This window comes from Streptomyces sp. NPDC057253 (genome assembly GCF_042669125.1).
In the GTDB taxonomy this organism is placed as follows: Bacteria; Actinomycetota; Actinomycetes; order Streptomycetales; family Streptomycetaceae; genus Streptomyces.
The window spans coordinates 22486-34616 of the sequence record NZ_JBHUXV010000102.1; the positions used below are offsets into that span (position 1 = coordinate 22486).

Annotated in this window: 10 protein-coding genes; 5 read left to right on the forward strand and 5 right to left on the reverse strand. The window is 70.8% G+C overall.

The annotated features are described in order from the left end of the window. Positions 1-237 precede the first annotated feature (237 nt). The 4 genes from ACFULQ_RS37300 to ACFULQ_RS37315 are packed head-to-tail and all read left to right on the forward strand — an operon-like array spanning position 238 to position 4495. Complete coding sequence (locus ACFULQ_RS37300; protein ID WP_383552780.1) at positions 238-2997, forward strand: ATP-binding protein; 2760 nt, start codon at positions 238-240, stop codon at positions 2995-2997. Continuing rightward, the gene (locus ACFULQ_RS37305) at positions 2994-3470 is read left to right on the forward strand and encodes a roadblock/LC7 domain-containing protein (RefSeq protein WP_383552782.1); all 477 of its coding nucleotides are present in this window, start codon (positions 2994-2996) and stop codon (positions 3468-3470) included. Before ACFULQ_RS37300 ends, ACFULQ_RS37305 begins: the two co-directional genes overlap by 4 nt. Before the next feature lie 19 nt (positions 3471-3489). Continuing rightward, on the forward strand, positions 3490-3906 hold the full coding sequence (locus tag ACFULQ_RS37310; RefSeq protein ID WP_383552785.1) for a DUF742 domain-containing protein: 417 nt from the start codon (positions 3490-3492) through the stop codon (positions 3904-3906). Further along, complete coding sequence (locus ACFULQ_RS37315) at positions 3893-4495, forward strand: ATP/GTP-binding protein (protein ID WP_383552788.1); 603 nt, start codon at positions 3893-3895, stop codon at positions 4493-4495. Before ACFULQ_RS37310 ends, ACFULQ_RS37315 begins: the two co-directional genes overlap by 14 nt. Before the next feature lie 88 nt (positions 4496-4583). On the opposite strand, the gene ACFULQ_RS37320 is transcribed toward ACFULQ_RS37315, so the two are convergent. The 5 genes from ACFULQ_RS37320 to ACFULQ_RS37340 form a co-directional block, all read right to left on the reverse strand. Further along, positions 4584-5252, reverse strand: a complete 669-nt coding sequence (locus ACFULQ_RS37320; RefSeq protein WP_383552790.1) for an ABC transporter permease — start codon at positions 5250-5252, stop codon at positions 4584-4586. Next, a complete protein-coding gene (locus ACFULQ_RS37325) occupies positions 5249-5938 on the reverse strand; it encodes an ABC transporter permease (RefSeq protein ID WP_383552793.1) in 690 nt (229 codons plus the stop codon). Before ACFULQ_RS37325 ends, ACFULQ_RS37320 begins: the two co-directional genes overlap by 4 nt. Continuing rightward, a complete protein-coding gene (locus ACFULQ_RS37330; RefSeq protein WP_383552796.1) occupies positions 5935-7065 on the reverse strand; it encodes an ABC transporter ATP-binding protein in 1131 nt (376 codons plus the stop codon). Before ACFULQ_RS37330 ends, ACFULQ_RS37325 begins: the two co-directional genes overlap by 4 nt. Before the next feature lie 72 nt (positions 7066-7137). After that, positions 7138-8301 carry an RES family NAD+ phosphorylase gene (locus ACFULQ_RS37335; protein ID WP_383552799.1) on the reverse strand — a complete coding sequence of 388 codons (1164 nt, stop codon included), beginning with the start codon at positions 8299-8301 and terminating at the stop codon, positions 7138-7140. Between the two features lie 20 nt (positions 8302-8321). Continuing rightward, complete coding sequence (locus ACFULQ_RS37340) at positions 8322-9947, reverse strand: alpha/beta fold hydrolase (protein ID WP_383552802.1); 1626 nt, start codon at positions 9945-9947, stop codon at positions 8322-8324. An 86-nt stretch (positions 9948-10033) separates the two neighbouring features. On the opposite strand from ACFULQ_RS37340, the gene ACFULQ_RS37345 reads away from it, so the two are divergent. After that, on the forward strand, positions 10034-12091 hold the full coding sequence (locus ACFULQ_RS37345) for an ArnT family glycosyltransferase (RefSeq protein WP_383552805.1): 2058 nt from the start codon (positions 10034-10036) through the stop codon (positions 12089-12091). Positions 12092-12131 lie beyond the last annotated feature (40 nt).

Here is a 12131-nt window from a genome sequence, read left to right on the forward strand (position 1 = left end):
ACTGGGTTGTGAAGGAAAAGCGAAACCGGCCCGCCGGGCGCCGACAGGTTGTAACGGATTCTTGACTCAGGGCGGCGGGAAGCGCTGTCCGAAGAGGCTGTAGTCTCGCCGAAGTTGGCGCCGGTCACACAGGCGTGCGGGAGCCACTGAGGTGTCCCTATGCACCGTCCCGTAGCGATCAGAATCGGTCATGCGCGCTCAGCGCGTGTCGGCCGGGACATCCATGAAGGAGGGCTGGTGTCCACGAACGAGGTGGACGCGTCCACCCGGTCGGCACCGCCGCCGAGCCGGGTCGATGTACGCGACGACCGGGGCCTGCGGGACTTCGCCGAGCGCTGGCCGTTCCGGCGCAAGCTCAACATCCTGGTGGGCGTGCCGCTCGCGGTGGTCGCCGCGCTGCTGGCCTACCTCTTCGCCGACCAGGTCGGCCAGTCCCAGGACGCGTCGAAGGCCGCCCAGCTGGTGCGGGACAGCGCCCAGGTCGCCAAGCTGGTCGGGCAGTTGGAGGCCGAGCACCAGCAGGCCGTACTGCTCTCCGTGCGCCACCAGTCCAACCGGGCCGGTGACACCCCCTCGCAGACCGCCTACCGCGAGGCCCAGCTCCGGGTGGACAACCAGGTCGAGAAGGTCCGCACGACCTTCGGCGACCGGCTGCCGGACGACGAGGCCGAGGCGCTGCGCGAGGTCAGCGCGCTGGAGGACCTGCGCGACACCATCGAGAAGGCGTATCTGCCCGCCGACAACATCGACCCGGCCTACAGCGACGCCGCCAAGGGCCTGATCGACGGCCTCGGGCTCGACCGGAACCCGGCTCTCGCGGCCACCTTCACCGGCAACCTGCTCGACTCGCTGCTGCGCGCCGACGCCGCCCACGGCTCCTTCGAGACGGGTGTCTTCTCCGCGACGACCGGTGACTCCAACGCCCTCATCGAGCTGATCGGCGCGATCGGCTCCTACGACGAGTACACCCACCAGGTCGAGCGCTTCGGCCGGTTCGCCTCCCCGGAGCAGACCGAGGAACTCGGCGACATCGAGCACAACAGCGCCCAGGCGACCATCGCCCGGCAGTACGCCGAGCTCCAGATCGACCCGGGCTCGCTCCAGGCCGAGAGCCAGTCCGACATCAAGGCCGCCTTCCAGGAGGCGCTCGACTCCTACCCGGACTACCGCACCCAGGCCCGGACCCGGCTGAAGACCACCACCTCGCTGATCGACCAGATCGCCCACCGCGCCGACACCGCCTCCCGGGACGCGCGCACCAACGCGATCTGGCTGCTCGGCTCCGCCCTGCTGGGCTTCGTGCTCTGGCTGGCCTTCTCGGTCGCCGTACGGCGTTCGGTGGTGCGGCCGGTGCAGGCGCTGACCGGTGCCGCCAAGCAGGTCGCCGAGGTGGCGGGCCGTGAGCTCGCCCGCGTGGCCGACGACGACACCGAGGACACCGGGACGCCGCGGCTCCAGGAGATGCCGGTCACCGCGAAGGACGAGATCGGTGACCTCGCCGATGTGTTCAACCAGGTGCAGACCACCGCGGTCGCGCTGCTGGAACGCCAGGTGCTCAGCCGGCGCAACGTCGCCGAGATGTTCGGCAACGTGGGCCGCCGGGTCAGCAACCTCACCACGCGGCAGCTGGCGCTGATCGACGCGGTCGAGCGCGGCGAGACCGACCCGGCGCTGCTGGAACGCCTCTACAGCATCGACCACATCGCGGTGCGCCTGCGCCGCAACGCCGACAGCCTGATGCTCCTCGCGGGCATCCGCGAGACCGTCCTCGACTCCGGTCCGCTCGCCCTCACCAACGTGGTGCGGGCCGCGCTCGGGCAGATCGAGGGGTTCCAGCGGGTCTCCCTCCAGGCCGGCACCGAGGTCATGGTCGAGCCCGACATCATCGGCGACCTCACGCTGATGGTGGCCGAACTCGTCGAGAACGCGGTGTCGTTCTCGCCCGCGGGCAGCCCGGTCGAGGTGATCGTCAAGGACAGCCGCGAGGGTGCGCTGGTGGTGATCTCCGACCACGGTCTCGGCATGAGCGCCGAGCGCCTGGCGGAGGAGAACGCCCGCCTCATCCGCCGCGAGCGCCTCGACCTGGTCCCGACGAAGGTCCTCGGTCTCTTCGTGGTCGGCACGCTGGCGCGCCGCTGGGAGGTGGGCGTCACCCTCTCCCGCACCCCCGGCGGCGGCGTGACGGCCGAGGTGACCATCCCGTCCTCCCTCCTGCTGACGATGAGCCCGGTGGCGGTGGCCGCCGGAACCGCGACGACGACGGCACGACCGGACTCCGCACCGCTCCCGACCCCGGCGCACGCCGACACGGCCCCGGCGGCCGCCCGCCCGGACACCGGCACGGCATCCCGCCCGGCACCGTCCTGGGCCTCGACCCCCGGCCCGGACACCGCCCCGGACCCGACACCCACCCCGCATCCGCTTCCGGCCACGGGTTCTACGGCGGCCCAGCCCGAGTCCGGCCAGGAGACACCCCCAGCCACAGGGGACCGGCGCACCACCACCCCCGCGCCCGGCGTCACCGCAGCCGCCGACGCCGACGACACCTCCCCGCTCCCGCGCCGGGTCCCGCAGCGCGACATCGCCTCCGCCGCCCCGGACTCCGAATCCCCCTCCTCCACCACCCCGTTCATCCCGAAGGCCCGCCCCGGTGAGCCGACGGCGTCCGCCACGGTCCCGGCCGGCGAGGCACCCGGCACCGCCGACCACCCCGCCGACGACCCCACCGGCGCCCGCCCCCTGCGTCGCCGGGTCCGCGGGGCCACGCTGCGGACCACCCTCGGTGCCGACGCCGTACCGAGGACCGCTCCTGTCCCGCCCGCCGACGCGGAGGCCGTGCGCGACGCGCTCGACGAGTTCGAGGCGGCCGTGGAGCGCGCCCACCGGGACACCGGCAGCCACTCGAGACCGGTCCTGAAGGACACCGTGGAAACCCACCAGACCGCATCCAACCCCCCGCACGAACAGAACCACTCCCCGGAAGGAGCGGAGCAGTGAGCACGTCCACAGGTGACACGCCTACGGGAGGCAGCACGCCCGCCGATCTGCAGGCCGCCGCAGCCGACTTCACCTGGCTGCTGAACCGTTTCGCGACGGAGACCGCGGGCGTCGTCGACGCCATCGCGGTGTCCTCGGACGGGCTGCTCATCGCCGTGTCGGAGCTGCGTGAGCACGCGGACTCCGAGCGTCTGGCCGCGATCGTCTCCGGCATTACGAGCCTGGCCGCCGGCGCCTCCGGCAACTACGGCCTGGGCGGCCTCAACAAGGTCATCATCGACCTGGAGGGCGGCCACGTCCTGGTCTCCGCGATCGGCAGCGGCGCCGTGCTCGGCGTCGTCACCGACAAGGAGGCCAAGCTCGGCAACATCGCGTACGAGATGACCCTGTTCGCGAACCGCGCCGGTGCCGCGCTCAGCCCTCAGCTCGTGCTGGAGCTGAAGAACAGCGTCGGCACCACGTCGAAGCGCTGACCGAGGAGGAAGCGCAGTCATGGCGGACGGCAGCACGCCTCCGGACCCGGGGCCGGGCGGCCCCGTGCCCGCCGTACGGCCGTTCCTCGTCACCGCCGGCCGGGTGGCACCCGATCCGTCCGGCCGGACGATGCCCGTGGAGACCCAGGTGGTGGCCACCGCCGAGGGACTCGCCGTGCTCGACCGGCTGGCCTTCGAACAGCACGACATCGTCGCCGCGTGCCGCATCCCGCAGTCCATCGCGGAGATCGCGGCCCGGCTGCGGCTGCACCTGAACGTGGTGCGGATCCTCGCCGAGGACCTGCGCACGGCGGGGCAGCTGACGGTGCACGTGCCCGACACCGGCGTCACCCACGACGCCTCCGTCCTGCGCAGGCTCATCGACGGCCTGCGTGCCATCCCCGACTCCCGAGGGGTACTCCGTGACACCGACTGAACCGGCCACTCGGCCCTCGGCCGCGCCCTCCGGCGCCGTACGACCGCCGCTGCCGGTCAAAATGGTGATCGCGGGCGGCTTCGGGGTGGGCAAGACCACCGCGGTCGGCTCGATCTCCGAGATCGAGCCGCTGACCACGGAGGCCGCCATCACCGAGGTCGCCGCGGGCGTGGACGACCTCAGCCACACCCCGCGCAAGACCACGACCACGGTCGCGATGGACTTCGGCTGCATCACCGTCGACCCGACCCTGAAGCTGTATCTGTTCGGCACGCCCGGCCAGGAGCGCTTCGGCTTCATGTGGGACGACATCGTCGAGGGCGCGGTCGGCGGCCTGGTCATCGTCGACACCCGCCGCCTCGACGACTGCTACGCCGCGGTCGACTACTTCGAGCACAAGCAGATCCCGTTCGCGGTGGCCGTCAACGCCTTCGACGGCAAGGTCGACCACACCCTGGACGAGGTCCGCTGGGCCCTGGACGTCAACGACCGCGTCCCGGTGATCGTGTTCGACGCGAGGGAACGGGGTTCGGTGAGGGACGCCCTGCTGGTTGTACTGGAACAGGCCTTGGCGCGTACAGAAGGGTGACTGGTCCAGGGGCGCGGGGAACTGCGCGACAAGCCACAACGGCGCCGCGGCCGCCAAACAACCGACCGCGGCACCCCGTCAGGCGCTCCTACGCACTCCGCCGCACCCCGCGAGAAACGGTGAACCGAGCAACACCCCAGAACACCGCCAACGTGACCAACGCCAGCGCAGCGACGAGCGTCGCCCCACCCACGACCTTCTCGTAGTTGCGCTGGTAGAGCCCGTCCACGATGTACCGCCCGAGCCCGCCCAAAGACACATACGCGGCGATCGTGGCCGTGGACACGATCTGGATCGCCGCCGACCGCAGCCCGCCGAGGATGAGCGGAAGCGCGACCGGCAGCTCGACCCGGAACAGCACCTCCACCTCGTGCATGCCCATCCCCCGCGCCGCGTCCACCGGCGCGGGATCCACCGACCGCATCGCCTCGTACGTGGTGACGAGGATCGGCGGCACGGCGAGCACGACCAGCGGGGTCATCACGTTGATGAGTCCGAACCCGAGCGACAGCGTCATCAGCACCAGCAGACCGAAGGTCGGCAGGGCCCGTCCGGCGACGGCGATGAAGGCCAGCGCGTTGCCGCCGCGCCCGTAGTGCCCGGTGACCAGGCCCACCGGCAGTCCGATCGCCGCGGCGATGGCCAGCGCCTCCAGGGTGTACTGGACGTGCTCCCAGAGCCTGGTCGGAATCCCGTCGTAGCCCTGCCAGTGGGCGCTGTCGCTGAAGAACGCGTTGATGAAGTTGAGGACGTTCACCGGGCGGCGACCTCCGGTTCGGGCCGCTGCGCGCGGCGCGCCCGCGCGCCGCTCGGCATCCACGGCGTCAACAGCAGGCGTACGACGACCAGGAGCCCGTCGGCGAGGATCGCGAGGACCGCCATGGTCAGCACGGCGTTCACGGCGAGTTCGGGCCGGTTGTAGATGTTCGCGTCGTTGATGAGGTTGCCCAGCGCGCCCTGGTTGCCGATGAGGGCGCCGACGCTGACGAGCGAGATGCTCGACACGGTCGCCACCCGCAGTCCCGCGATGATGGCGGGCACCGCGATCGGCAACTGGACCAGGGCGTAACGGCGTACGGGCCCGAAGCCCATCGCGGTCGCGGCGGCGAGGGTCTCCTGCGGCACCGAGCGGACGCCGTCGACGATCGCCGGGACCAGGATGACGAGGGTGTAGACGGTGAGCGGGATCATCACCGTGAGCTCGGTCTGGCCGGTGTAGTCGATGAGGACGACGAAGAAGGCCAGCGAGGGGATGGCGTACAGCACGGTCGTCACCCACAGCACCGGCGGGTACAACCACCTGAAGCGCACGCACAGTTGGGACAGCGGAAGCGCGATCACCAGTCCGGCGAGGACCGGCAGCAGGGCCTCCCGGAGGTGCAGGCCGATCAGCCCGAACCAGCTGTGCTGGAGGTCGCTGGGGATGTCGAAGAAGCCGTTCACCGCACGGCCTCGGAGCCGCTACGGCCTTCCGCGTGCGCCCCGCGGATCGCCTCGCCGATGGCCTGCTGGGAGACCACTCCGGCGACCCGCCCCTCGGCATCGACGCCGACGGCCCAGCCGGTGGGCGAGAGCACCGCGCAGTCGAGGGCGGCCCGCAGCGAGTCGGTGCCGGCCACGAACGGCCGCCCGTACGACAGCAGTCGAGCGGGATCGATGCTGCCGGCGGTCAGGTTCCGCGGTTCGCTCCAGCCGAGGGGCCGGCCGTCCAGGTCGGTGACGAGGAGGTAGGGGGCCTCGTCGGTGGCGCGGGCGGCGATCTGCTCGGCGGTGGCGTCGGAGGCGATCACCGGTCCGGTGAGCAGCCGCAGTCCGGCGGAGCCGAAGAAGGAGAGCCGGCGGATGCCCCGGTCGGTGCCGAGGAAGTCCTCGACGAAGGCGTCGGCGGGGTGGGAGAGCAGTTCGGCGGGCGGCGCGTACTGGGCGAGCTTGCCGCCGGTGCGCAGCACGGCGACCATCGTGCCGATCTTGACGGCCTCGTCGATGTCATGGGTGACGAAGACGATGGTCTTGCCCAACTCCGCCTGGATGCGCAGGAGTTCCTCCTGAAGGCCCTTGCGCACGATGGGGTCGACGGCCGAGAAGGGCTCGTCCATCAGGAGCACCGGCGGGTCGGCAGCGAGCGCCCGGGCCACCCCGACGCGCTGCTGCTGGCCGCCGGAGAGCTGGTAGGGGTACCGCTTGGCGAGCGAGCCGTCGAGCCCGACCCGCTCCATCAGCTCCCGCGCCCGGGCCCGCGCCTTGTCCTTGCCCCAGCCCAGCATGCGGGGCACGGTGGCGATGTTGTCGACGATCGTGCGGTGCTGGAAGAGACCGGCGTTCTGGATGACGTACCCCATGGACCGGCGCAGTGTGTTGACCGGCTGCTGCCGGCTGTCCTTGCCGTCGATCAGGATGGTGCCCTCGCTGGGCTCCACCATCCGGTTGATCATGCGCAGGGTCGTCGTCTTGCCGCAGCCCGAGGGTCCCACGAGGACGGTGATCGAGCGGTCGGGTATGTCCAACGAGAGCCGGTCTACCGCCACCGTGCCGTCCGGGTACCGCTTGGTGACTGAATCTATCCGTATCAAGGCGCCGAATACCCTTCGGGTCTGGCAGAGGATGTCCGCATTCGGCCGGACCAGCAGGCCGTTCGGCAGAGTCTAGACCGCTTGCGTGACGTGGCTGCGGTTGAGGTCGTGTACCTGTTCGGAGCCGGCGATCAGCCGCAGGGTGCCCAGGCCGCCGGGGGCGTGCGGTTCCAGACACTGGGTCGCGTCGACGAACAGGGCGTAGTTCACGCCGTCGTTGTGGGCCGAGCGGAAGCGGATGCCGTCGACCCACGGCTCGGCCGACGCACGGAAGTAGTCGGTGACGTACTGCGTGGGCCGGTAGTCACGGTGTTTGCGGCCGTCGTAGAAGACCGGGCGGCTGAGGTCCCGGGCGAAGTCCCGCAGGAAGACCAGGCAGTCACGGCGTTCGGCCTGTTTCTGGTCGAAGGGGCTCGGCAGGTCCGGAATGTCGGCGAGGTCGAGCATCCGCAGCGGTCGGGTCGTCTCGAAGGCCGCGACGGCGACGAAGGGGCGGCGTCCGTCCCGGGCGGCGAGCTCCACGACGGCCGTGTCCCGGTCGGCGGAGCCGTAGAACAGCGGGACCCCCGATCGGCTCATCCGGTTCTCCGCCGCGCGCTCGGCGGGCACCGATCCGATGTCGGACGCCCGGAAGCCGGGGAGGTCGCCGTTGGGGCGCATCCGGCCGCGCCAGATCTCGGCGCCCGGTGCGGCCTCCTTGATCAGCCCCTCCTCGCGGACCATGTCGGCGATCCGGCCCATGAGGGACTCCAGCCGGTCCCGGTCGGAGCCGGGTGAGGGATCGCTGCCCGGTAAGTCCAGGTCGCGTTCGGCCACCGTGCTGCACAGCCAGTCCCAGTTCTCCTGCACCGCACAGGAACGGGGCACGAACACGACGGGCTTCCCGCTCCACTGCCGCTGGTCGATGTAGCCCAGAACGGCCTTGAGCACCTCGCCGTCGAGCGCCGGCCGGCAGTGCTCGGTGACGGCCTGGACCGGATCGGGCGGCGCCTTGGGAGAGCCGTGTCCGGACAGCGCGGACAGGACCACGTCGGTGAGCCGGGCGATCGAGACGACCGGCACCGCCACGACCGGGGCCGGGCCGCCGTGTGCACCGGCGCAGAAGGCGCACTCGCCCTCGGACGCGATGCCTTGGAGCTCTGCGGCGAGGAACGCGTCGTGGACGTGCAGCAGGCACAGCCTGTCGGCACCCGGGGCCGGTTCAGGGCACGCTTCGTCGCCGTCGGCGCTCGCCATGGGTCAACGGTACCCCGGCGTCATATCGTGCGCCGGTTGACGTGCGCGGCCTCGTTCTCCGCCTTCTTCGCCAGCAGCAGTTCCTTGAGCTGCTCGAAGCTGCGTCTCCTGCGGGCGGCGAAGTGGATGCTCCAGGAACTGTCGTCGGACAGCTCGGTCATCAGCGCGTCCCAGACCAGCTCGAAGCTCTTGGCCAGCGTCATGTCACCGCGCCCCGACCCGAGCAGGGGCAGACAGATGGAGCTGAGGGGCAGGCCCAGTTCACGGCGTTCCGCGCGGGCCACCTTGAAGATGTTGTGCGTGGCCCGGGTGACGGCGTTCCGGTTGACGAGGTAGTCACCGGTTCCGTCGTCCACCGGGGTGGCGACGGCCGCGTGGTAGATGCGGTGGATGTTGCATTCGGCGAGCGCGCCGGAGGAGGTCGGCGCGACCGTGCCCTCCAGCACCGGGAGACCGTAACGGGCGTTGGCCCGCAGCCACGCGATGAGTCCGTCGCCGGCCACGTCCTCCAGGATCTCGCCACCGGCCCCTTTGTGGGCGGCGGCCCGGCGCAGACTGCCCGAGGTGGAGGACTTGAAGAACTGGGACATCTGCAAGTAGATGTTCTCCGAGGACACCACGATGTCGATACCGGACAGTTGTTCCAGCGGGCCGCCGTGAATGAAGAACTGGGTGGTGGAGGAGCCGGTCTGGACGACCACCGGTCCGAACAACCGGTGTTCCGCGAGGAAGTCCTCGCCGCGTCCTTGCGACTGCGCGTGGGTGGGCGCACCGGAGACGGACTCCTCGGGAAAAGGCTCCCTGAGGGCCTTTTCCAGATCACCCTGGAGAGCCCGCGCGAGCCGCCCGTCGGAGCCGGGCCTGATGATGGAGAAGTGGTCACCGGGCAGCACACCGGCCTGGGGGAAGACGCTCACGGCCGAGGCGTGCGGCACGACGTTGTCGCTCTCGCCGGCGTAGGACACGAAGGGGATCGGGCAGCTGTCGCTCGACACGTGCGGAGCGTGCACGATGCCCGTCAGCACCCGGCGCTGCGCTTCCAGCACCGGCCCCTGGAGCGGCCGCAGTTCACGCTCCTGGCTGCCGCCGACGAGGCCCATGAGACCGCGGCGCGACAACAGCAGGAGATCCGAACCGTTGTTGGGGCAGGCGAACATGACCACCCGCCGGATCCGGGCGAGTTCCCAGCCGCGGCCCTCCTCCAGCATCCGCGCCAGATACCGCTGGACCACGAGTCCGCCCTGGCTGTGGGTGACGAAGACGAGGCGCTCGTGGGAGACCGGCTGGCCGTCCAGATAACTCCGCAGACTTTCCGCCACGGTGTCGAACGTCGGCATTTTGCGCAGCGGGTTCATCGACGTGCGCGGTGACGCATAGTCGAATGCAAGCAAATCGAATTCCTGTGCAGGGCCGGGCATTCCGGATAACTGCGCCCGGAGGTCGCGCCAGGTCTCCGACGAGGAGAACAGCCCATGGACGAAGACGATCGCGGCTCTGCCCATACATCCCCCGTCACCGCGTCCCCCGCCCCCGGCGGCCCGTCTCGGTTCCCAGGAATATAACCGTCCCGGTGCCGCGCCAACCGTCTTTTCCAGGTGCCGGATCGGGCTCCGCCGTGAGTTTCCTGTGAGTCCGCTGATTCTCATCCTTCGTTCAGCGAAGCCACAGGGATCACCCAGCACCGGACCCGAGGGTCAGGGCAACCACCGCTCGGAGACCTGGAGTACGTGCCATGACGACCCTCGCCCCACCGCCCGCGCCGACCACCCAGGACGGCAGGCACCGGGCCGTGCCGCCCGCCCCGGGCAGCCGGCTGCGCAGACTGTTCACGGGTGCCCCCGAGGACCCGCGCTGGGCCCGTCCCGCCCTGTGGGCGATCCTGGTCCTCGCCACGGCGCTGTACGCCTGGAACCTGTCGTCCATCACCGGCAACACCTTCTACGACGCGGCCGTCTACTCCGGCACCAAGAGCTGGAAGGCGCTCTTCTTCGGCGCCCTCGACTCCGGCAGCTTCATCACGGTCGACAAACCGCCCTTCGCGCTCTGGGTGATGGGCCTCTCGGCCCGCGTCCTCGGCTACGGCACCTGGCAGTTGATGCTGCCGATGGTGGCCGTGGGCACCGGCTCGGTGGCCCTGCTGTACCGCATGGTCAAGCGGGACTTCGGCGCCGTCGCGGGCACGATCGCCGCGCTCGCGCTGACCCTGACGCCGATCACCGTCGCCATCAACCGGGACACCAACCCCGACCCCATCCTGGTCTTCCTGATGCTGCTGGGCGCGGCCGCGCTGATGAAGGCCGTGCGCACCGGACGGATGCTGCCGCTGGTGTGGTCCGGCGTGGCGATCGGCTTCGCGTTCAACACCAAGATGATGCAGGCGTACGTCGTCCTGCCGGCCTTCTTCCTGGTCTACCTGTGGGCGGCGAAGGGCTCGCTCGGCCGCCGGATCCGCAACCTCGCCGCCGGGACCGTCGCCCTGGTCGTCTCCAGTGCCTGGTGGATGGTGGTCGTCGACCTGATCCCCGCCTCCTCCCGGCCCTACATCGGCGGCTCCACCGACAACACCGTGTGGGACCTGGTCATCGGCTACAACGGCTTCGGCCGGATCTTCGGGGCGAGTTCCTCGGTCGGCTCGCAGGGCAACGGCGCGAGCTTCGGCGGCGAGGCGGGTCTGTACCGGCTGTTCAACAGCATCATGGGCGGCCAGATCTCCTGGCTGATCCCCTTCGCCCTGATCGCCCTGATCGGCGGTCTGGTGCTGCGCGGGCGGGCTCCGCGCACGGACGCCCGGCGGGCGGCGCTGATGCTGTGGGGCGGCTGGTTCGTCCTGCACTACCTGACCTTCGCGCTCGCCGAGGGCACCTTCCACCCGTACTACGTCACCGCGATGGCGCCCGGGGTTGCCGCTCTGGCCGGTATCGGCGGCGTGATGCTGTACCAGGCCTTCCGTACGGGCTCCGCCGCGAAATGGGCCTGGGTGCTGCCGGCCGCGATCGCGGGCAGCACGGTGTGGGCGGTCGTCCTGCTCCAGCGGGTCTCCGGCTCCGGCACGCTGTACACGGTCGCCGAGGTGGTGGCCGGGGTCGCGGGTGCGGTCGCGGTGATCGGGCTGCTGCTCGGCCGGTTCACCGGACGGCGGCGGCTGACGGGCATCGCGGCCCTCGCGGCGGTCGTCGCCCTCCTCGCCGGTCCCGCGGCCTACTCTGCGTCGGCGGCCACCTCCAGCACCAACGGCACCAACCCGACGGCCGGTCCGAGCACGGGCGGCATGGGCGGGGGCATGGGTGGCGGCGGTGGCCAGCGCCCGAGCGGCAGCGGCGGCCCGGGCGGCAGCACGAGCGGCTCCACCAACTCCGGCGCCCCGTCCAACGGCGAACCCCCGTCGGGCAGCACCGCGACCACCGGCACCGCGACCACCGGCACCGAGTCCGCCCGCACCGCCGGGGGCATGGGCGGTGAGGTCTCCTCCGCGATGATCACGTATCTCCAGAAGCACCAGGACGGCGCCACCTGGCTGGTCGCGGTCGCCACCGACCAGACCGCCTCCTCGATCATCCTGGAGTCCGGTCAGCCGGTGATCTCCATGGGCGGCTGGTCCGGCTCCGACAACGCGATGACCCTCGCCAAGCTCAAGAGCCTGGTGAAGTCCGGCAAGCTGCACTACATCGTCGTCAGCGACTCCGGTCAGGGCTCCTCGAACTCCGAGATCTCCACCTGGGTCAAGAAGAACGGCACGGCGGTGAGCGCCTACAGCGGCCTGTACCGCCTGGACGCCTCGGACGTCGGCTGACCCTCCCGGCAGTGCGGAGGGCGGGCCCCCGGTTCCACAC